Here is a 23,174-nt window from a genome sequence, read left to right on the forward strand (position 1 = left end):
AATAGGAAGGTGAATAATTTGCCTCAACAATCCAAGCCTGTCAGCTATGGGGGGCAAGCTGTCATTGAAGGCGTAATGTTCGGTGGGAAACATGTCAACGTTACAGCTGTTCGTAGAAAAGACGGCGAAATTACGTATCTGGAAGTTCCCAAGCAAGACAAGTCCTGGGTCACAAAATTGCGGCGGATTCCTTTATTACGCGGAATTGTCAGCATTATAGATTCAAGTGTCAAAGGTAGCAGACATCTCAATTATTCTGCTGACGCCTATGCTGATGATGAACTGGAACCGGAAGAGAAAGCCAAGCAAAAAGAGAAAGAAGGTTCGGGCTGGAGCCTTAGCATGATCATCGGTGTAACTGCCGTAGCTATCCTTTCATTCCTTTTTGGTAAAGTTGTGCTGACATTGCTTCCTGTTGTTATCGAGAATTTTCTATTTAAAAATGCATTCGACAATCAGTTTTTGCATAATTTACTGGAAGGCGGCATTAAGCTGATCCTGTTACTCGCCTATCTGTGGTTAATCTCACAGACGCCGATGATCAAACGTCTCTTCCAGTATCATGGAGCGGAACACAAGGTAATCAGCGCACATGAGGCTGGCGAAGAATTGACACCCGAGAATGTGCAAAAGTACAGCCGACTGCACTACCGTTGCGGAAGCAGCTTTATTATGTTGACCGTCATTATTGGGGTGTTTCTCTATTCGCTCTTCACTTACGATAACCTCTGGGAACGGATGGGTCAGCGTTTGTTGTTGTTGCCTGTTGTACTGGGCATTTCTTTTGAACTGTTGAAGCTCACGAATTCAGTACGTGATATTCCTGTACTGCGTTATCTCGGATACCCGGGATTGTGGCTGCAATTGCTGACAACAAAAGAACCGACTAACGAACAGGTTGAAGTATCCATTGCTTCGTTTAACCGTATGCGTGAGTTGGATGCCAAGCTCGCCAATGTCTCTGCTACATCAGAAGTACCTGTTGCAACACTCGATCCTGTGAAAGGGTGAATGATATGAACAAGCAGGCAATCTTATTTTGGACGTTCATCGCACTAGCTGCTGTTGGAGTCTTGACTTGGTTGGGGAGCGCTAGCCCATCCAGGATCATTATTCCACTGGTCGTGTTCGGAGCTGTATTCCTGCTGTATAAGTATCCGCCTCGTCGCTGGGCACGCAAAGCCAAATCACCGAAGATTAAGCCGTCGGCACGTACCATGGCGAAAGTCAATGCACAGTCCAGTGCCAGAAAGAGCAGCGGCTCTTCAAAGAAACGCAAGGATTATCCTTTCCAAGTGATTCAAGGACAAAAAGGTAAAAGCGATGAAGATGTACCGAAATTTCACTAAAAGTTATTGAACATACCAAAAAGCAATTCTCTCAATAAGCAGAGAATTGCTTTTTTCACGTTTATACAGGGATCAGAGGCGGGGCTTCCGCCTGTTTCTTGCGCAGTTCCTTTCTTTGTTTATCCAGCTGATCATCATACATTTTCGTATTCCACCCATTGAAAAATTCAGTTCCCGCGGTAGCACCGGAACGATATAAAGCCGTACTGTCTTGTACCGATAAATGAAACTGCGTTGGTTTAATGCCAAGTGTTGGTATCTTCACTGTACGAAACCGGTTAATCTGTTCGATATAGCGCTCATCATGAGCGGTCAGCATCGTCTCCACAAGGGCCTGAAGCATGCTTAGCGGTCCTTTAATCCGAGCAGGCTCCACTTCCGTCTTACCAACCATTTTGAATCCGACAACCGGAATAACGTCTCCCCCTCGTTCCGAACGATCCCCATCAAAGAGCCACAGCGGGAAATTGCTAAGCAACCCACCATCCACAACATAGACGAACTGATCTTGAAAAGGTAGACCTTTGGAGAATATCGGCGATTTGCGTATCACCACCGGATCGAAAAAATACGGGATACTGCAACTCATACGCACCGCTTTCGCAACATCCAGCTTGGCAGGATCTATCCCGAAGCGCCGAATATCATCCGGTAGCACCAGAATGGTTCCATTGGATATATCTGATGCAGTAATAAGCAGTTTGCCTTGCGGCAAGTCAGCAAATGTGCGAATCCCTTTCTGCTCGAGCATCTTACGAATCCATGATTCCAGCGCTTCCCCCGAATACAAGCCTTTCTTCAAGAACAGCCTTGCTGCGGGTCCAATCCATCGGATATTAAATATGGGAGAACGACGCAGCAATGAAGCAAACGGCGTATTCTCAATAATGACTTTCATCTCTTCAGCCCGGTAACCCGCCGCTAGCAGAGCAGCTACAATGGAGCCGGATGATGTGCCAGCCACCCGATTGAACTGAATGCCACAATCTTGGGCACCCTGCACAGCACCCGCAAGCGAGATTCCTTTGACGCCTCCACCTTCAAACACCGCGTTAATTAACACAACAAAACCCCCGTTCTCCAGGCAGCCACGTTTCTACTGCCACTCTATGAGAACAAGGGTTTGTCTTATCACTGTATTGTTAAAATGTTTTAAAGACCATAGTAGGCTTTCAATTTGGCAATCAAGCCGAGTGGATTCTTCGTCAGGTACTGTGAACTAAAGTAAATATCCCCTTTAACTGAAGCATACTTCTTGTTGTAGTTTAGCTGATCGATGATTTCCTGTGATGTCTGCCAGCCAATTTCCGGCGTACCTAACTTGTAAGGAGAGTGGCCGATATACAATTTTACATTCGTATTAGCCACTTCATTCGCCCACCAGTCCACGACTTTGTCGTATCGGGCTACGCTCAGCGTCATACTCCAATACACCTGAGGAGCGACATAGTCGATCCACTCCTGGTTAATCCATGTCCGCACATCTGCATTCATGCTATCATACGCGGTTACTCCTGCTTTGGTATCAGAGCCGGTCAGATCAACGGATTTGTTACGCCATACACCAAATGGACTAATTCCATATTCAACGTTAGCTTTCACTCTGTGAATACTCTGTCCGAGCTGCTTGACGAATTGATTAATATTGTCTCGACGCCATTCGGCACGATCTTTGGTATTTAATGTGTTATAGGTTTTGAAGGCTGCATCATCATTAAAAGTCACATTCGATGGATAGAAATAATCATCCAGATGTACACCATCAATATCATACTGATTGACCACTTCCATGATCGTATCGATAATATGCTGTCTGGCTTCCGGGATACCCGGGTTAATGTACATTTTGCCGGATGCATTCACAATCCAGTCAGGATGAAGCTTGGAGATGTGATTTGCAGCCAGATTGGATGTACTCGCCGAATTCGTTGCTCTAAACGGATTGAACCAGGCGTGGAACTCCAGGCCACGTTTGTGTGCTTCCTCGACCATGAACGCGAGGGGATCATAGCCAGGATCTTTACCCTGTGTTCCTGTCAGCACACTGTTCCAAGGTACCAGACCTGAAGGATAGATGGCATCTCCGTTGGCTCTCACTTGGACAAATACGGCGTTAATACCCATACCTTGCAGTGTATCGAGCTGTTTCGTGTATTCCTGCTTTTGCTTTTCTACATTTCCCTTGGCACCGGATGAAGGCCAGTCTCCATTCACAGTGGAGATCCAGGCTCCCCGCATCTCTTCAGAAGCTGGTACAGTACCCGTGCCTCCAGGCTCTGCTGGGGTTGCGGGAGTTGGTTCAGGAGTTGGTACTGATTCATCTCCTGTGTACAGATCAATGGTCTGGGCTGCCTGATTCCAGTTCACCCGAATACCAAGGTTCTCACTGACGAATCGAATGGGTACCATAACCCGACCTTGCTTTAATTCTACCGATGCATCCAAACCAACTACATTGTTATCCACGGTTGCCTGCTGGCGTCCGCTCGTCATTGAGATGACCGAATCGGATTTTTGAATGGTTACGGTACGTGTAGCCTGAGACCACAGAACGGATGCACCCAGTCCTTCGCTAATCACACGCAGAGGTACCATCGTTACATTTACTTTCGGCAAGATGTACGGAGATACATCCGATTCCAAACGGTTGCCATCTAGAAAAATAGCGATTTCCTTCTGCCCGGCTGCTTGTGCCGTCATGCCTGCTGTCTGTAATCCAAGTACAAAAATAAGCAGCAGCATCAATCCTTTACGAAACTTCATTAGTGCAGTCCTCCAAAATCATTATAAATTTGCGGTAAATTCTACTAGTTTAATAGACGCTCCTAACGTTTGTTTAGTTGCGAAAATCACCAAATTATGGTGTGATTGCACACAAAAAAATGCTCCCTGCCATTGAAACGGCAAGAAGCATCCTTTGATCACAGGATACGATTCATTGTATATCACCATGTTTAAACCACTGCTGAAACTTACGACTCCGTATTACTCATGACATCTTGAAGATTTTTGAGGTCACGCAACCGACTCTCGTCCTGACGGAAGTATTCGACCAAAGACTCAATACATGTAATGGAGTCCCAGCTCAAATGATGTTCAATGCCTTCAACATCATTGTAAATATTCTCTTCCTGAACACCAATCGTCGTCAAAAACTGTTCAAGCAGATGATGGCGTTCCATCAAACGTTTGCCCATCTTTTTGCCTTTTGGCGTAAGCACCAGTCCGCGGTACTTCTCATAGATCAGGTACTCGTCTTTGTCCAGCTTTTGGATCATCTTCGTCACCGATGAAGGATGTACTTCCAGTCCTTCAGCTATATCAGACACACGAGCATAGCCCTTTTCATCAATTAATTTGTATATACGCTCCAAATAATCTTCCATACTGGGCGTTGGCATCTGCTTCCCTCTCTTCTCTCTGACCGGCCCCTATTCGTGCCTGGTCCCTATCTTATAATGATACATGTTATCAATACGCATTGGCAAGTCCTGCACAATTCGGGGCGTATTGTTACGCAAGTAATTGGCAGGCGTGACTTCTCCCCGAACGAGGCAAACTAAGCAAAGTTTCGCATCGAAAGGAGTGATTTCGTGAGTACAAGTGTAGCCTCACCGCCAGTTCGTAAAGCAAAAGGTACTAAACCCTTTATTCCCGATTTAGTGTACTTTGAACCCGGTGCGCTGGAATATGATAAAGGTAAACGAATTATGGAATGGGTCACATCCAAAAACATACCTTATCAGATGACCACATCCCATAACCGGATCACGAACCTGCCGGGTGAAACTGAACAAGAAAAGTACCGGATGGCGAAGCGTACTCTGGTTGTTGGTGTGCGCAAAACACTCAAGTTCGACCAGTCGAAACCTTCAGCGGAATATGCTATTCCCATCTCTACAGGCTGTATGGGGCACTGTCATTATTGTTATCTTCAAACTACACTTGGCGCCAAACCTTATGTCCGTGTGTACGTCAATACGGATGAGATCATTCAGGCAGCGAAAGGATACATCGAAGAACGTGCGCCTGAAATCACGCGATTTGAAGCCGCCTGTACGTCCGATCCCGTCGGACTCGAGCATATCACGGAAAATTTAAGTGACTTGATCCGTTTTATGGCGGAGGAAGAATATGGACGTTTGCGCTTCGTAACCAAATATCATCACGTTGATCCATTGTTGAACATTAAGCATAATGGCCACACTCGTATTCGCTTTAGCGTCAATTCCGATTATGTCATCAAAAACTTTGAACCAGCTACTTCCAGATTTGAGGAGCGCATTGAAGCTGCTGGCAAAATTGCACACGCCGGGTATCCTCTAGGATTCATTATCGCTCCGATTATGTGGTATGAAGGCTGGGAAGAAGGATACTCGGAGCTTTTGCAGAAGCTGGCAGATACGCTTCCAGAAGAAGCAACCAAGGATCTTACGTTTGAGATGATCCAGCACCGTTTTACCAAAACGGCCAAAGCGACTATTGAGAAGCGTTATCCCAAAACCAAGCTGGAGATGGATATTGAGAAACGTAAGATGAAATGGGGACGCTGGGGCCAGTACAAATATGTGTATAAGGATGACCAGCAAGATGCGCTGCGGGAGTTCATTACGGAACGAATCTTTGAACATTTCCCACTAGCCAATATTGATTACTTCACCTAAACGAAAAAAAAGCTCGACCAAATTCATATGCTGATAAAAGCATTCCCTACAAACGATTAAAAAGCAGGTTACATGACCCAGAGTGACTCTGGTTAACATGTAGCCTGCTTTGTCATGCATTTTTAAAATTCAAATTCAATTCATGCGTTTAAATAATCATCCAGTCTGGTGTAATTTGCTGCAACCATATGGTAATCTTCGTCATCTGATCTGTAAAAAGCAATACGCCAAGGAAAAGCATTAATGCTCCGCCAATTTTCATCATGACATTGGAATACCGTAAGATCCAGCGTGTCGAACCGATGAAAAACGCCAAAATGAAGAACGGTATCGCAAACCCTGCGGTATAGCCTGTAATCAGCGCCAGCCAGGTTGTAGGCTCACTCGCAGCCATCGCAATGATCGCAGTTAGAATGGGGCCAATACAGGGTGACCAGCCTGCCGAGAAACCGATACCAAATATAAATGAGCCCAGATATCCTGCAGGTTTCCATTTCATATCCAACTTGCGTTCCTTCATCAAAAACTGCGGCTTGAACACACCTAGCAAAAACAATCCCATAAGCATAATCAGAATTGCAGACAATTGACGAATTAATTCGCGGTTATCATTGAAAAACTGGCCAAACAATCCTGCACCCAGGCCAAGCGAATAAAACACAGCCGAGAAGCCCAAAATAAACGCCAGCGTGTGCGTCATCGTCTTAAAACGGACTTCTCGCTGATTGCGGTCATCCTTCAATTGTTGCACCGTCATCCCTGTGATATAGGAAAGGTATGATGGATACAGCGGAAGACAACATGGTGATATAAATGAGACCAAGCCTGCTACAAAAGCCATCCATACATTAACATCAGGCATGAAGCGGATGTCTCCCTTCCCCGGGCTCACGCGCTTGCTCGTTCAGTCGTCAGGCTCGGAACCCTTTTTTTCCAATCATCGTTAGAATCAGCATCATGATCAGCAATAATACGATCGTTGCTCCAGGTGCGAGGTTCCAGATGCCTGCTACGACCAGTCCAAGAACTACGGCAATTTCGCCGATAACCACGGACAGAATTATGGCGGATTTGAAACTTCGGGCCATCAACAAGCTCACCGCTACCGGAATGGTCAATAGCGCTGACACCAGAAGCGCACCGACAATCTTGATCGCCGTGCTAATGACGAGTGCTGTCATCACTGTGATTAACATGTTCAGAATTCTCACAGGCAACCCTGTAACCGCTGCCGCATCTTCCTCAAAGCTGAGCAGGAAAAATTCCTTATGTAACAATGCCACTACGATGACCACGATTAGCGTAACTACACCTACCAGCTTCAGATCCGTAGCGTCTAATGTATATATACTGCCGAACAAGTAACTCATGACATCTGCATTATATCCTTTGCCCAGCGTGAAGAACAATGAAGCCAGCGCCACGCCTCCGGACATGATAATAGCAATCGATAATTCGGCGTAACTCTTATACGCTTTGCGCAGCTTCTCAATCGCAAATGATGCAAGCACGGCAAATATCAAACCTACCGCAATGGGATACACTTCAATCAGGAATCCGAGTGCAACGCCGGCGATGGTCACATGAGACAAGGTGTCTCCGATCATGGATAAACGCCGTAATACCAGGAACAGTCCGATCAGCGGAGCGGTGATGCCGATTAACAATCCACCCGCCAGTGCACGCTGAAAAAAATCACTCATTAATATTTCCAAAACAAACACGACTCCTTCGGCCTTACTCTAATCTAATGGGCCATAAACACTTCTAACGTACCTGTGCAGTGGTATGTTGCAGATTGGTTTCAGCACAATCCTGTACCTCATGCGAATGACGGACATGAAAATTAATTTTGCCATTCGTTACCGCAGCTTCAGAACCCAGATAACTCTCCATGCGATCCATATCATGAGACACCATCAGAAAAGTCATGCGGTGATGTTCATGCATATGCGTAATCAGTTCAAAGAAACTGGCCTGTGATTCAGCATCAATACCTACTGTTGGTTCATCCAGAATCAACAGATCCGGGTGATTGATAAGCGCTCGTGCCAAAAATACACGCTGCTGCTGCCCGCCGGACAACTGACCAATGCGTTTGTTCGCCAGATCCTCGATCCGCATGACTTGCAGAGCATCCGTGCACTGCTGCTGACATTTGCGAGACATACGACGGAACATGTTTTTGTTATTGTACAAGCCGGACATGACCACTTCACGAACAGTCGCCGGGAACAACGGGTTGAATGCATTCTTTTGTGGCACATATCCAATGCGGTCCCAGTCTTTGAACCTGCGGATTGACTGTCCGAATAGTTTAATATCTCCTTGCGCAGGAGGCAATAATCCTACCAGCATGCGCAGCAGTGTCGTTTTACCTGCCCCGTTGGAACCGATAATCCCGACAAAGTCCCTTTCCTGGGCCATAAAATCGAGATTCTCAATTACTTTCTGGTCTCCATAGGAAAATGATAGTTTCTCGATCTCTATTATTGGATCATGACATAGTGGCATGATTTGCTGCATGGCAAAGCCGCCCTTCATTATATATAAGAATCCCATAGCGTCCTAAGAGCCTTCACCGCGAACGGTAAAGACTCTTAGTTCTGAATCCTTCATTCTATCTTATTTTAATGCGATCAGCAGATTTTGCAAATTTTTCTCCATTAGGGTGAAATAATCATCCCCGTTTGTTGCCTGCTCTTTGGTCAATCCCTCAACCGGATTAAGGACCATAGTTTCAACGCCTGCTTCGCTAGCCAGTGTTTTCGCCAATTTGTCAGATACCAGCTCTTCGAAGAAAATGTATTTAATGCCTTCATCTTTAACGAGTTTCGCAAGCTTCACGATATCCTGTCCTGTCGGTTCAGCATCCGGGGAAAGTCCCATAATGGCATGCTGGCTTAATCCATAATCACGTGCAAGGTAGCCGAACGCTTGGTGCGAGACCACAATTTCCTTGTTCGGGACTTTAGCCAATTCATCTGTAAAACGCTGATCCAGCGTCTCAAGCTTCGTAAGAAGCGCTTCATAACGTTGTTCATAACCTGCTTTGTGATCAGGATCTGCTTCGACCAGACTTTTTTTGATGTTTTCAGCCATGATCATGGCTGATTTCGGACTAACCCACGTATGTGGATCAATATGATGATCAGCGACATCTTCACTGGCAGCTTCATCGGTGTGTTCATCTGCATGCTCGTCTTCATGCTCTTCGCCGTGACCATGCCCATCATCACCCTCAGCGGTTAACAGCTTAACACCTTCGCTGACGGCAACAGATTTCACCTGTGTATCACTGTTCAGCGACTTCAGGAAATTCGGCACCCATCCTTCCAGTCCAGCTCCATTATAGAAGAACAGCTGTGCCTTGGATGTATTAACAATGTCCTGACTCTTTGGAGTCCAGTCATGTGGCTCTACTCCCGTTGGCAGCAGGTTAATGACATTGGCATCTTCACCACCAATTGCAGTCGTAAAAGCATATACAGGATAAAATGTCGTCACAACATTTACTTTGCCTTCAACCATCTTGGCACTATTGGAACTATCCTGCCCACACGCAGACAATACCAGCAAACTGAGAATCAGCAAACCCGTCCACAGCAACTTCATGTTGCCTCTTTTGCTCGTCTTTCCTGTCTGGTTAGCCTGAACTTGATGTTGCTCTTTATAAAATATCATTATCATTCACTCCGCATCTCTTAATCGTAAACATTACTGAAAGAATTATAGGTAACCTGAACCTACTTGTCAAGCTATCCCGTCCTATTCATTCTTTCCTGAAGTACGGAGTTCATAACAGTATATGCTTGTTCTCTTCCCTTCAGATACGAATTATATCAACAAAAAAAGGGGCCCGAATTATATCGGACCACCTTGTGTCATAATTATGACAGTATTTGAATCAATTTCATAACTCAATAAAGGATTTTTGTAACTAAATATAGACAAATTGAACCTTTTTGATCTATATCTACCCTTGATTGAAGCAGCTAAAGGTATTATGAAATTGATTCTTTTTATTTCACTTGTGCGCCATTAGGCATGTTGTCCGGAACTGTAGCAAGTGTAAGCTGGTCGCCATGCGATGCTGCAAGGATCATACCCTGGGACAGTTCACCACGAAGTTTCACTGGTTTAAGGTTGGTCACACAGATGACTTTACGTCCAACCATCTCTTCTGGCGAATAGAACTTCGCGATTCCCGATACAACCTGGCGCTGCTCATAACCCAGATCCAGCTGCAATTTCAGCAACTTATCTGCTTTTTTGACCGGTTCGCAGGCAATGACTTGAGCGACACGCAGTTCAACTTTGGCAAAATCGTCAATCCCGATCTCTTCCGTACCCTCAGGTGCAGTTACCGGTTCAACAGCTGCCGAAGCTCCAGCATCTGCTTGACTTGCTTCAGGCTGTGCCGCTTTTTGTCCGCCAGTCATTGCTTCGGAGATATACGCAATTTCCTGTTCGGAATCCAAACGCGGGAAGATTGGATCGCCTTTTTGCAAGGCATTTCCAGCTGGAACCATGCCCCATTGCTTGGCTGAATCCCAAGCCGTGAGTTCGCCTTCCTGAATGCCGAGCTGTGCCCAGATTTTATGAGGAGCACGTGTCAGGAACGGTTGCAACAAGATGGAAGAAATCCGCAAGCTTTCGATCAGGTGAGCCATAACCGATGCCAATTCATCGCGTTTTGCTTCATCACGAGCCAGCGCCCATGGCTGCGTCTCATCAATATATTTGTTGGTGCGGCTGACAAACTGGCTGATCGCTGTCAGTGCTACGGAAAACTGCAAGTTTTCCATCGCCTGTTCCACTTTTTCCACCGTAGCATGGCCTGCTTCTTCCAGCGAAGCATCAAATTCAGTACCATTGGATGCAAACGCAGGGGCTTTGCCTTCAAAATATTTGTCTACCATCGCAACTGTACGGTTCAATAGGTTACCCAGATCGTTCGCGAGGTCGGAGTTAACACGCTCTACGAAGCTCTCTGGTGTAAATGTACCATCGGAACCAAACGGTACTTCACGCAGCAGGTAATAACGCAATGCATCCAGGCCGTAGCGGTCAATCAGAGTCACCGGATCAACGACATTGCCTTTTGATTTGGACATCTTGCCATCCTTCATCAACAACCAGCCGTGTGCGAAGACTTTCTTCGGCAAAGGCAGATCCAATGCCATCAACATAATTGGCCAGTAGATCGTATGGAAACGAACAATTTCTTTACCTACCAGATGTACATCCGCAGGCCAGAACTTGTTGTACAGGGATGCATCGGATGAACCGTAGCCCAGTGCTGTAATATAGTTGGACAACGCATCAATCCACACGTAGACTACGTGTTTTGGATCGCCTTTAACTTTGACTCCCCATTCAAATGTAGTCCGCGATACGGCCAAATCTTCAAGACCTGGCTTGATGAAGTTGTTGATCATCTCGTTCTTACGGGATTCCGGCTGAATAAAGCCCGGGTTCTCTTCATAATATTTCAACAAACGATCTGCATACTTGCTCATACGGAAGAAGTAAGATTCTTCTTTGACCAATTCTACGGGGTGTCCGCTATCCGGACTCTTAGCTGAGATAATCTCGCCGTTTTCATTCTTCTCCACATCCACCAGTTGAGTCTCTGTGTAATAGGTCTCATCCGGGATGCTGTACCAGCCTTCATACTCGCCTTTGTAGATATCTCCCTGCTTCAGCAAACGGTCAAAGATATCCTGAACGACGGTTTTGTGGCGCTCTTCTGTTGTACGGATGAAGTCGTCATTGGAAATGTCCAGCTTGTTCCACAGTTCCTTGATACCAACAACGATATCGTCGATAAAAGCTTGCGGTGACTGTCCTTTCTCTTGTGCCTTGCGCTCAATCTTCTGGCCATGCTCATCGGTTCCTGTCAGATAGTGAGCATCATAACCGCGCAGACGCTTGTAGCGAACCATCGCATCTCCCGCCACTGTTGTATACGCATGCCCAATATGCAATTTGTCACTCGGATAATAAATCGGTGTTGTCAGATAAAATGTTTTTTGGTCAGCCATGAATGACTTCTCCTCCTTCAAATGTTCCTGCTTCATGTGATCCCTTAGCCAAAAACAACTAAAAAAGAACACAAAAAACTCCCGCCCCTATGGGACGAGAGTTGCTCTCACGTGTTACCACCCAAATTCCCCATGTTTTTCGCAAAACACAGGCTCTGTCGGTCCTTCGACCGCCCATTAACGCTGGATCACGCCTCAGCCTTACGACAGCAGCTCTGAAATCACTGTCTGCACGCTCGAAAGAGGTTCCTCCGGGACCATGTTCCATCCTCCTCCCAGACCGGTTCTCAGCTCATCCGGCTCTCTGCACTGGGGGTGTGTCTGTACTTATCCCTTCACTGGAAATCATATAGAAGTTGCTCAAAAAGTCTACTTTTGATTACGAATCATGCCTACCGGCATCATCAGCATCGAAGTTGAAATTCAGCCGAAATGTCCGTTGCTCACGTAGGTTTCCTACGCTCCGCTACTCCATTTCTAACTTCATCCCATCTTCTCGGTACTGAAAACCAGACTTTTTGAACTTGCACATATAGGAAAAATATACTGAAATGCGGGCCCCTTTGTCAAGTGGACAGCATACTCAAGTTCAATCCTGGCCTGCTTCCAGGCCACCCGAATACTTCAGGCTCATCGTTACTCTGATACCATCATGGACTTCTCCGTCTTCGGTGGTACCAGATCTACGCCGCCTGGATGAAACGGGTGACATTTGGCAATGCGTTTCGCTGTTAGCAACGAGCCTTTGAGCGCACCGTGCACTTCAATCGCCTCCATGGCATAAGCCGAGCAGCTTGGATAGAACCGGCATGTTGGCGGCGTCAATGGAGAGATATAGTTGCGGTACACCCTAATAGGTGCCTGAGCTATTCTACGCGATAACTTCATGGTCAGTGCTTCCCGTGAGCGTGTTGATGTCCAGACGCCGTTTTGGCCGGCGCATGCTCAGCACAGTCCTTGCAATATCCAAATACCTCGAACTTGTGATCCACAACCTGAAATTGCTCAGGCGCATCCGCAAGCTGCATCGGGCAAAAAACAATAGGATATGTCTTCTGACATTTCAGACAGATCATATGATGGTGATGATGATCTTCACTACAGTGCGCTTTGAATTTAACGCCATCTTCGAAGATGACCTGTTCCAGTACACCCAGTTCCTGCATTACCCGCAAATTACGATATACTGTGTCAAAACTCAGTCCGCTGTAAGTCTTACCCATATATTCATAGACGTCCTTGGGTGTAAGATACCCGGGAGACTCGGCAAATAACCGGGCCAGTGTTTTCCGCTGATCGGTAATGCGAAGCCCCTGTGAGGACATGGTCGAAATAATCTGTTCTGTCGACAGCATGATCTAAAGCACCTCCTGTCATACGAGCATTTTGCATCATTCATAGAGCGACAGTTTATTCGGCAAAAGCGAATACTTTTGCTTTCTTGTATACCTCTAATAATGCATCAAATTACGATTAGAGTCAACGAAGACACCGGGTTAGGTCATTCCAACATCACATAAAAAGGACTCCATGCACATGCATTGCCATTAGTCTAGCTTGAGCTAATGACATTACATTTTGATGGAGTCCCTTCCTGACGGTTCAGATGATCAATCGTTCGGGCGACTTTTGGGGTGAACGGGTATATATGATATAAGCTTTCACTCCAAACCGTCCGTGCATGTTCATGATTTTACTTTTCAGCCGGAAGCGGCGTGAACAGCAGGTTAACAGGCAGGTTACTTCCTGGTGCCGCCGAGAAGAGAATGGTTACACTCTCGCCGTACGAACCTGTGCGATACATCACGCTTTGCTCATTAGGTGCAGTTACGGATTTGCCTGTGGAAATCTGAACGACCTGTCCATTCACAAGTGCCACACCTGAATATCTTCCCCCACGAGGGTTGAATGAGATCAGCGTATTCGGAGATACATTATTCAATGTGATTTTGTACAATACACCGAAGTTACCTGCGTTGGACGCTTCCGTGTAAGCCATAGGGTCCGTTCCTACAAGGTTCGGATCACTTGCATTGTCTCCAAGTGGAAGACGTGCTGGCTTCGACCCTACTTCTTGATCATACGTAATGATCCGTGTTGCATTGGGATAGGTACCACGGTTGTGAACCCCATCACGATCCAGAACCGGCAGGCTCGACAAGACTTCCATCGGGTCCTTGTTCTCTTCGATCATAATAATGTTGTAATCCAGCTCGTAGTCACTGAACACGTCTGAATACAAGGAGATGACTTGTCCCTGTTTCATCGGAAGAACGCTCAGATCATTGAGAATCAGCTTGCTTTCTCCTGGCTGGATGTACACTTTCTTTTGTCCGGTACCATTCTGCATGGATTGGAACCAACGGTCAATGGACAACTTCCCAGCTACCGTTGCAAAAGGTGACGGTCCTGCAAAGCCCATGTTCTGCTGTTCAATGGACGCCGTGTAGGCATTGTTGTTTGTCGCTACAACGTACATTTTCACGTTTTTGCCCGTGTTGTTCACATGGTGAATCATGAAGCGCGTCTGTCCGAAGGAAGATTCCTTGTACACAATGCCTTCCGTATTCACGGTTTCCGGGCTATTACTGCGAATCAGCAGACTTGGTTCATCATAATATGTGAAAGGAACTTTCTCCAGTGCCGGTACTCCGCCACCATCGAAGGTAAATTTCTCACCGACAGGTGTGAACAATTGGTTGAAGTCGGACAAACTGTATAGCGTTTCGCCCGTAATATTGATCATCTTGGTATAGCTGTCGCTAGCACCGTGTTTATCGGTAACTGTAATCGTTACGGTCTTCGGTCCTGGAACAAAGAATGCAAGGGCATTGTTATCCCAATCTGTTTTTACAATCGCATTTTCATCATCTGTGCTTTGATCAATATAGGTGATTTTCTCACCCATTTTGTACTCTTCTTTGTCTGTCGTAAACATCGCAACTGGTGGCAGATTCGGTCTTTCAACCTTAATCGTAACCGAGTATGGATCACTCCATTGACCACTAGAATCCTGGACCGCATAGGTTACCGTATATGTACCTGGTTGGTCGAATGAATCCTGACGGCCAGTCCAACGCTCATCAACAATGCTAAGTCCTTTTGGTGAACTGGATCTGGTTGTGTAGGTTACCTGCTCCCCAGCAAAAACTTCTTTTTGTACCGAGAAGCTGGCTACTGGTTTGGTACTCAGATTCAATACAACCGTTTTCGCAGGCTGGTTTACTTTATAAGTGATGTTCAGGGCCTGCGTAATCGACGTCAGCGGCACCATGAACGTATTCTTTTGTTGATAAGCCGCACCCTTCATCGTTCTGGACACACCATTAACGGTATAGATCTTGCTGTTTGTTTTGAAACGCAGCTCATCTTCACCACTAATAATGATCGTTTCTTTGGTCGTGTTATCGTATTTAACATCATAGCCGACCCGATCTACCAAAGCACGGATGGCTACATAGGATACACCGTTTTTAACAGCCATTGGCTGTCCGGCAAGATATGTTTTGCCATCTTGCATCATTTTATTGCTGTTCATATATAGCGTGAGGTCTCCACCCCCGCCTCCAGCGACAGATGAACTCCCTGTAGACGGTTGCTCCACTTCAACTGGTGCAGGTGCTGGTGTTTCCTCAGCTGTACCTTCTTCGTCCGTCGGTTCCGTTACCGGATCAACCGGAGTACCGTCTGTTCCTGTAGGAACATTGGTTTCGGGATTCACTTCTTCAGTTGTTTCATTATTTGATGTTGGAGTGTCTGTTCCGGATTTCACTTCGGATTCCGCGATGGTTTGTTCTTTCTTCACAACCTCCACGGATTTAACTTTGGCTGTATTCACTGGTGTAGTATCGCTCTGATCAGCTGATTGTGCATTCGCAGGAATTACTGCAAACGCCTGAAAAACAGCAAAAGCGGTAAGTATGGACAATTTTTTCTTGAAATTCATTCTTTGTCTTTGGCTCCTTCTGCTCCCATTTTATAAATATCCCCCTCAAAAAGTCATATTATTAGACGCTTGGGACCGGGAAAAGTTGCTAAAAAGTTAAGAGGAGAATTGTAAACTTTTAATAGAAGGAAAATACTATGAAAATAGTTATCTATCAATAATCTGTATTAGCATTAGATCCCAAATAAACCCAATCAAACTTTTCAACAAAAAATTCTCTCCAGAAGATGGCCAAGTAGCACCATATCCTAGAGAGAATTGAATGATTCAATATGTCTAACGTAAACGGACAGGCAAACTTCCTGTAGGCTCCAACTCACCGGTTAATACGAGAGATAGCGCCCGGACAACTGTAGGCGTATTTTCATAGGTACACACATAACTTCCCGGGAGTGAAATCTCCAGTAGATCATATGGATTACGGAGAGCAACTACAATCAGAGAATGATTTTCACTCAGCTTTTCAACCAGATACCGTTGCCCTTTCGGAAGGTGACCTGAGGATGTGTAAGTACACATAATGACCTGCTCAGCCTTCGACACATCCTTTAATATCCGGTCTGCTTCATCATACGATGGCTGAGTAGTTATTTTACGCTCACGAACTCTGCCTCGCAGCTGCGATAGCGCCACGCCAAGGGAATCAGTATGGGACCATGGCTCATCCACTTCTGTCCGTTGCACAACTTCAGGCCAGATGACATATACGTCCTTCTCTGGGTCCAAAGGCAGCAGCCCTTCATTATGAACGACGGTAATACTGCTTGAAGCAATTTTGAACAATGTAGATTCAATGGAATCAGTGGAATCAACGGGTTCAATATTTACTGCTTCGGCAGTTTCATTCGTTTTCGGTAAAACAAGACCCGTATACCTGTACCCGCAGCGCGCTGCCTTCCATGTGATGATACGTTCCAGTGCCTTGTTAATGATATATTCCGGAATCCGCCCCGTTCGAACGGCTTGAACGATTGCTTCCACAGCAGCGATCTGATCTTGCAAGGTATGACTCACCAGAATCAGATCTGCTCCTGCCTCCACAGCACGAATGGCAGCTTCTGCTACGCCATATGGTTTGGATATCGCATGCATTTCAAGACAGTCTGTAATAATAATGCCCTCAAAGCCCATTTCTTCCCGTAACAGACCTGTTAACACTTTACGCGATAATGTTGCCGGAATAGGCTCGGGTTCAATTGTTGGAAATATAACATGAGCTGTCATAATAGCATCGACTCCAGCCTCGATAGCGCGCCGGAACGGTAGTAATTCGATCTGTTCCAACCTGTTTCGATTATGAGGTACAGTGACCATACCGAGATGAGAATCTACCGCGGTATCCCCATGTCCGGGAAAATGTTTGGCTGTTGCAGCTATGCCTTGTAATTGATATCCGGTTATGGCCGCTGCTCCATGAGTGGCTACACTCTCGGCATTTTCGCCATATGAACGGACCCCAATCACCGGGTTAAGAGCATTGTTATTCACGTCTACCACGGGCGCAAGGTTCATATCAATACCGATGCTTTTCAACTCACGACCCAGAATTCGGGCACATTCAAGCGTATATTCCGGATTGCCTGTCGCACCAAGCGCCATGTTGCCCGGTACTTGGGTCACACCCTCTTTGTCGATCCGTGCGACCATACCACCTTCTTGATCCACCGAAATCATGAGTGGTAATTCCCCCGCTTCAGCAGCAATACCTTGCAGTTCTTCGGACAGTCGCGTCAATTGATCCACACTCTGCACATTACGCCGGAAATAGATGACGCCCCCAACGTGGTAGTCACGAATCAAGCGAGTAATCTGTTCATCTGCGTGCTGACCATGAAATCCACACATCAGCAGTTGCCCTACCTTCTGCTCCAACGTCAAATTATTCAATGGTTTCATGCAACCCTATTCCCCCGTTTCCCTGTGACTACGAACCCAGCCGTTTGCTCTGCCTGTACTCCGATGGTTTCATGTGAAAGTGTTTATGAAACACCTTAGAGAAATACCGACGCTCCTTAAAACCTGTTGCTTCTCCAATCGCTGTAATGCTCCAATCGGTTGTACTTAATAACAAGGCAGCATTTTCCATACGTCTCTGAGTCATATATTCCACAAAGGTAATCCCCATATGGGTTTTGAATAGCTGGCAAAAGTAACCCGGGCTGATTCCAAGCCAATCGGAGACTTCATCTATACCCAAGTCCTGTTGCAGTCTGGCGTTCATGTAATCACATGCAGATCGGATTAGTTCCGCTATCGAAGGACGCGGTTGAGTTTGTTTACCTTGACAGGCATGAATAATGACCTCTGCAAGTTCAATCAGTTCTCTCATGGATACAGCCTCTTGCAGCGCATTCCAGAAATTCACTTCGTCCTTTTCAGCCATGACATTGACTTCGCGCAGTTCCCGAAGCATGTGTACTAGCATATAGCGAACATGGGTTTCATCTATCTTTTCTATAGATTGCTCAGCATTCCCCATTCGCTGTTTAAGCGCATTCATTACATCCTGTAGTCCTTGCTTATTCCATTGCCGAATGCACCGTGTGATAAGCTCCAGATCGTCTCTTGTTATCCATGTACCGCCCCTTTTGGAAACCTCATGACCATACGATAATGAAGATCCCGTGCATTCCGGATTCAATACCTTGTCTTCACTTTCCGAATGTGTCATTAGAACTTTCTGACAATGCTGGTACCGTTCAAGGATTTGCTGTTCCAGTTTTACGGGTATATGATCCTGAACTACCCTTGCTTTTACGCTTGAATCCAAGGACAACATTGCATTCAATTCAAATAATAGTTGATGTGCCAACGCCTCTGATTGAAGTTTCCACTCGCCCGATGCGTCCAGCAAGAGGCACCACTCTCCTTTGCGGGTAGAAAGAACCTGGCAGCCATTAGAGATTCTATCCGTAACTTCCCTAAGCATGGAACTTATCGCCTCATGCCATCTAACATGCTGGACCTCGGACCAGCCGATGGAATGGCGGAAATAACCGACTACATCCACCAGCAGCAACGTATAGCCTACAGAAGGAGGCATGAATTGAGGCACAGAAACAGGATCAGAAATCTTCATCTGGGCTTCTCCTCGCAACAAGTCCATCAACTGTTTATGTCTGATCCAACTTGCCATCTCCAAGCTGCGATAGCGTTCTGACTCGTTTTCCAGACGTCTCTTCTGGATCTGCCTGGCAAGTTCACGCAATTTATGTTCAAGATCCAGATAATCAATTGGCTTGCATATGTATTCATGTACGTTATATTGGATAGCGGTTCGAGCGTACTCAAACTGTTGGTATCCCGTCAGTAAAATAATTTCACACGTTTCACCCTGCTCTCGCAGCAATCGAATAAGTTCCAAGCCATCCATCGACGGCATCCGAATATCACATAAGATAATGTCTGGATGACATTCTGTCACTTTACCCAGTGCTTCTAAGCCACTTCTCGCTGTACCCGTTATTTCGATCCCCATCTCTTCCCAGGGTAAAATGTAACTTAGATTCTCCAAAATCGGCAGCTCATCGTCAACCAGCAACGCAGTCAGATTCATCCGGCTTCCTCCTGCTCATATAATGGAATGATGCATTGAATAATTGTGCCATAACCTGGTGCTGAACATATAAATATGCCATACCCAGCCCCGTATTGAATACGAATTCGATCTGCCACACTTCGTAATCCCAGCCCTCGGCGTTCCGTTATGGAGGATAATGATTCCGCCCCCTCCCTCATCATATGTTCCGGAGGATCTTCTGCCATATACTCAAATCGCCCGAGCATTTCCTGGGGAATACCGATTCCATTATCCTTAACACACAGCACCAAGTGGTCTCGTTCTGCATATGCGCTTATCCGCAGCACACCCGGATATGTGATCCCCTCAAACCCATGTTGTATGCTATTTTCCACCAGTGGCTGAAGTGTGAGTTTAAGCACGATCGAGGTATATAGATGCGGTGGAATATCAATCTCATACGTAAATAAATCACTGAAGCGATACTGTTGAATCTCCAGATAGCTCTGCAAATGCCTTACTTCCTCACCCAGTGGAATCTCTTCCTGATCCTGAATGCTGATGCGAAGCATATTGCCAAGCCTGGTCACCATCTCGCTTACTTTTCGCCCCTCACCACGCAGCGCTAATCCATTAATGGATTCCAATGTGTTGAACAGAAAATGGGGTTTGATCTGGGCTTGCAGTACACGTAATTCCGCTTGAGCCTTCTGCTCTTGCTCTGCCCGAACACGACGAAATAATCCGCCAATACGATCCATTAGTTCATTGAATCCTTGAGCAAGCAACTGCATTTCGTCAAAGCCTTTTCCTTCCACCCTCGCATTAAAATCACCATCATCCACGCGGCGCATAAACCTGACAAGTACAGCAATGTTTCCTGTAATACGATTCATGAAAAAAAGATTGAAGATCATGGCTGCGAGCAGGCATGACAGAATAATAATGACAGACCAACCTGCGAAGGCATTCGTTTCGGCAGATAAGGCTTCCCATGAAGTGACGCTGACAAGACTCCAGTTATAGTTCTTCAGATGATATTGTGAGATGATGCTCTCCGTGCCGTCAAAGACCGTTCTGACACTGCTAAAACCTGGACCATAACCGCCTGATTTCGAACCCAGATTTTCCATGTTCTCACCATTGTAACGTCCAGAGGGATCGTAAACGATCAGTCCTTCCTCATTCACTAACAGGAACGACGTGTCCTGTGCCGGATCACTGATTTGCAAATGGCGGAAGATCCGGTCAATCTCCCCCTTTTTGATCTGAACAACGAGCACGCCGATATTTTGAAAATAACTGAGTTCTTTGACCAGCCTGATCTGGGTGAAGACAGGTTCTACCCCGGTTAATTCAGGATATTCCAGAGGTGCGAGCCATTTGGGGACGCCATTGAGTTGCTGAATTTCATTGAATAAGGGATGCACTTTGAATTGCTGAAAAGGAAGAGCTTGAAAGTTTTCTTTGGTGAAAATGGAGACAATCTGGTTATTCTCAGACGAACGAAAATCATATAAAAAAGCGTAACTGATAAACGGATAATTATATAGAAGGGAACGGAAATTGCGCTGGCTGGCATTCAGGGATAACTGATTACCGGTTCCCAGATCCTGCTTGGTCGGATCTTTGGCGTTCAATGCCATTTGGAAAACCGATGTGGCTATCCCGTTGTCGGTAACATTGTTAATCTGCTGAAATACATTCTCGATATTGTAACTAATGGCCTGAAGCGCATATTCGGCCTGTTGATTGTATTTTTTCTCAATCGTATGTGATGTGACCAGAAACATGCCAATGCCTAGTGCACACATGGGTACAATGATCAGCAGCATAAATGCCAAGGCCAGCTTCATTCGCAAATTCATATCCCGTTCTCCCTATCAACTGGTTCATGGTATTAACCTTTGACACCACCCGCAGTTACTCCTTCAATAATTTTCTCCTGCAGTATGGCGTAGATCACAAGTACGGGTACAACGCTGTACACAATGCCTGCCGACATCTGGGCATAATTCATCTGATATTGATCCCGAAACTGGACCATACCCACAGGCAGTGTACGCAATTTATCGGTGGATAAGAAATAGTTGGCGAGCAAAAATTCGTTCCAGTTGCCGAGGAAATTGACGATAAAAACCGTAACGATGGCTGGAACCGTAAGAGGTATCACTATTTTAGCAAAGATACCTGGGGCCCTCAAGCCATCCATGACAGCGGCTTCTTCAATTTCTCCAGGCAGAGAGCGCATAAAAGCGGCCAGTATAATAATGGTAAAGGGAATAGCATTCGCCACATAAGGCACAATCAATGCCAGATGTGTATCCAATATGCCCATTTTGCGAACAAGCAAATAGATCGGCAGCATAAGTGCATTATTGGGAATAAGCATACCTGCCAGAATTAAACTGTACAGAAACAGGCTCCATCTCTGGTGTCTCATCCGAGTTACGGCAAAAGCAAACATGGCACCGAGTACAATCGTGCACGCCGACGACAGAATCGAAATGTACAGGCTATTCCAAAAATACGTGCCAATCTTCGCATTCACCCAGGCCTCCACGTAATTGTTAAACTCCCATGTTGTGGGCAGTCCGAATGGATTCAAGGCGATTTCATTGTTATCCTGCTTGAAGGAAGAGAAAATTACAAATAAAAAGGGAAACAAAATCGCGATCAAGTACAACATTAACAACACATGAGGTATACTGCTTCTTATGCTTTTCGCCATCAATATTCCACCCTCTCGCCCCGCCTCGCCACCAGCACTTGATACACCGCAGTGAGCATAAGCGTCAGAGCAAAGATCAGAACTGCAATGGTATTGCCATAGCCATATTTGAAGTTGGTAATCGCATATTTGATCATGTATGTCGCCAGAACCTCGGTGGACCCAGCGGGCCCACCTTTGGTCATGACAATCACGATGTCGGCTGCTTTCATGGCACCTGCGATGGACAACATGATCACCACTGAAATGATCGGCCGGATCAGCGGCAACGTAATTCGCATTGCACGTTGTACCGCCGTTGCCCCATCAATTGCAGCCGCTTCATCCAGATCACGGGGAATTGCCAGTATGGCCGCCAGCACCATGACAATGTAAAATCCGGTCCACTGCCATGCGTTGGTCACCAGAATGGACAACATGGCGAATCGGTTATCCGATAACCAGTAGATTGGATCAATGCCAATCACATGAAGCATTTTGTTCAATAGTCCGATATTGGGTTCGTAGATAAACCCCCATAAGATACCGATTACGGCTGTCGACATGATGGATGGTAAGAAAACAGCCGTTTTATACAGACCTTTCAACTTTTTCACATTGGCAATCAGAAGCGAAAACAGGACGATTACGGGTACCTGAATCAATACCGAAAATCCGATAAAAAAGCCGTTATTCCGTGTGGATATCCAGAACCGTTCATCAGTCAGTGCCTTCACATAGTTGGACAAGCCCACAAAACGTGGCTCAGCCGATACCCCATTCCAACTCGTCAGACTGTAATACAGGGAGCTGCCAATAGGATATAGAAAGAACATTACAAACAGAATTAATGCCGGCATTACAAACAGCGTATAGATTAACGGGCTGCGGAGTGAAGTATTCATGGTCAGCCTCCTTCAGTCACTTCAACGATCGCA

The 23,174-nt window shown here is 46.0% G+C and carries 19 protein-coding genes; 3 read left to right on the top strand and 16 right to left on the bottom strand.

All coding sequences use genetic code 11. The features are described 5' to 3' along the window. Positions 1-18: 18 nt before the first annotated feature. Positions 19-1,011: a DUF1385 domain-containing protein gene (locus OM416_RS05560; protein ID WP_062835280.1), complete on the top strand. Its 993-nt coding sequence runs from the start codon at positions 19-21 to the stop codon at positions 1,009-1,011. A 5-nt stretch (positions 1,012-1,016) separates the two neighbouring features. Further along, on the top strand, positions 1,017-1,349 hold the full coding sequence (locus OM416_RS05565) for a hypothetical protein (protein WP_264927756.1): 333 nt from the start codon (positions 1,017-1,019) through the stop codon (positions 1,347-1,349). A 61-nt stretch (positions 1,350-1,410) separates the two neighbouring features. Here OM416_RS05565 and OM416_RS05570 read toward each other — a convergent pair whose 3' ends face one another. From OM416_RS05570 to mntR, 3 genes are all read right to left on the bottom strand, one after another. Next, complete coding sequence (locus OM416_RS05570; protein ID WP_264927758.1) at positions 1,411-2,412, bottom strand: patatin-like phospholipase family protein; 1,002 nt, start codon at positions 2,410-2,412, stop codon at positions 1,411-1,413. A gap of 89 nt (positions 2,413-2,501) precedes the next feature. Further along, positions 2,502-4,112 (bottom strand): family 10 glycosylhydrolase, encoded by a 1,611-nt coding sequence (locus tag OM416_RS05575; RefSeq protein WP_264927760.1) that lies wholly within the window; start codon positions 4,110-4,112, stop codon positions 2,502-2,504. A gap of 209 nt (positions 4,113-4,321) precedes the next feature. Beyond that, a complete protein-coding gene (gene mntR, locus OM416_RS05580) occupies positions 4,322-4,750 on the bottom strand; it encodes a transcriptional regulator MntR (protein WP_062835284.1) in 429 nt (142 codons plus the stop codon). A gap of 192 nt (positions 4,751-4,942) precedes the next feature. Here mntR and splB point away from each other — a divergent pair, with 192 nt between their 5' ends. After that, complete coding sequence (gene splB / locus OM416_RS05585) at positions 4,943-6,013, top strand: spore photoproduct lyase (RefSeq protein ID WP_264927762.1); 1,071 nt, start codon at positions 4,943-4,945, stop codon at positions 6,011-6,013. Positions 6,014-6,161: 148 nt separating this feature from the next. On the opposite strand, the gene OM416_RS05590 is transcribed toward splB, so the two are convergent. From OM416_RS05590 to OM416_RS05650, 13 genes are all read right to left on the bottom strand, one after another. Further along, positions 6,162-6,875: a cytochrome c biogenesis CcdA family protein gene (locus OM416_RS05590; RefSeq protein WP_062835286.1), complete on the bottom strand. Its 714-nt coding sequence runs from the start codon at positions 6,873-6,875 to the stop codon at positions 6,162-6,164. A gap of 49 nt (positions 6,876-6,924) precedes the next feature. After that, entirely contained in the window at positions 6,925-7,728 is an 804-nt protein-coding gene (locus OM416_RS05595; RefSeq protein ID WP_017687569.1) for a metal ABC transporter permease, read from the bottom strand. 52 nt (positions 7,729-7,780) lie between these two features. Further along, positions 7,781-8,539 (bottom strand): metal ABC transporter ATP-binding protein, encoded by a 759-nt coding sequence (locus OM416_RS05600; RefSeq protein WP_264927765.1) that lies wholly within the window; start codon positions 8,537-8,539, stop codon positions 7,781-7,783. A 99-nt stretch (positions 8,540-8,638) separates the two neighbouring features. Beyond that, on the bottom strand, positions 8,639-9,697 hold the full coding sequence (locus OM416_RS05605) for a metal ABC transporter substrate-binding protein (RefSeq protein WP_413775745.1): 1,059 nt from the start codon (positions 9,695-9,697) through the stop codon (positions 8,639-8,641). A gap of 338 nt (positions 9,698-10,035) precedes the next feature. Beyond that, positions 10,036-12,096 (bottom strand): methionine--tRNA ligase, encoded by a 2,061-nt coding sequence (gene metG, locus OM416_RS05610; RefSeq protein ID WP_264927767.1) that lies wholly within the window; start codon positions 12,094-12,096, stop codon positions 10,036-10,038. 600 nt (positions 12,097-12,696) lie between these two features. Beyond that, the gene (yidD, locus tag OM416_RS05615; protein ID WP_264927769.1) at positions 12,697-12,948 is read right to left on the bottom strand and encodes a membrane protein insertion efficiency factor YidD; all 252 of its coding nucleotides are present in this window, start codon (positions 12,946-12,948) and stop codon (positions 12,697-12,699) included. Between the two features lie 2 nt (positions 12,949-12,950). After that, positions 12,951-13,415: a Fur family transcriptional regulator gene (locus OM416_RS05620; protein ID WP_264927771.1), complete on the bottom strand. Its 465-nt coding sequence runs from the start codon at positions 13,413-13,415 to the stop codon at positions 12,951-12,953. Between the two features lie 338 nt (positions 13,416-13,753). Further along, complete coding sequence (locus OM416_RS05625) at positions 13,754-16,006, bottom strand: stalk domain-containing protein (RefSeq protein ID WP_264927773.1); 2,253 nt, start codon at positions 16,004-16,006, stop codon at positions 13,754-13,756. A gap of 276 nt (positions 16,007-16,282) precedes the next feature. Then, complete coding sequence (nagZ, locus tag OM416_RS05630) at positions 16,283-17,902, bottom strand: beta-N-acetylhexosaminidase (protein WP_264927774.1); 1,620 nt, start codon at positions 17,900-17,902, stop codon at positions 16,283-16,285. A 28-nt stretch (positions 17,903-17,930) separates the two neighbouring features. Beyond that, positions 17,931-19,562 carry a response regulator gene (locus OM416_RS05635; RefSeq protein ID WP_264927776.1) on the bottom strand — a complete coding sequence of 544 codons (1,632 nt, stop codon included), beginning with the start codon at positions 19,560-19,562 and terminating at the stop codon, positions 17,931-17,933. Further along, positions 19,559-21,394: a sensor histidine kinase gene (locus OM416_RS05640; RefSeq protein WP_264927778.1), complete on the bottom strand. Its 1,836-nt coding sequence runs from the start codon at positions 21,392-21,394 to the stop codon at positions 19,559-19,561. Before OM416_RS05640 ends, OM416_RS05635 begins: the two co-directional genes overlap by 4 nt. A gap of 32 nt (positions 21,395-21,426) precedes the next feature. After that, on the bottom strand, positions 21,427-22,257 hold the full coding sequence (locus OM416_RS05645) for a carbohydrate ABC transporter permease (RefSeq protein WP_264927780.1): 831 nt from the start codon (positions 22,255-22,257) through the stop codon (positions 21,427-21,429). Then, a complete protein-coding gene (locus OM416_RS05650; RefSeq protein ID WP_264927782.1) occupies positions 22,257-23,141 on the bottom strand; it encodes a carbohydrate ABC transporter permease in 885 nt (294 codons plus the stop codon). Before OM416_RS05650 ends, OM416_RS05645 begins: the two co-directional genes overlap by 1 nt. Positions 23,142-23,174 lie beyond the last annotated feature (33 nt).

The sequence above is a fragment of the Paenibacillus sp. LS1 genome (assembly GCF_026013365.1).
Taxonomy (GTDB): Bacteria; Bacillota; Bacilli; order Paenibacillales; family Paenibacillaceae; genus Paenibacillus.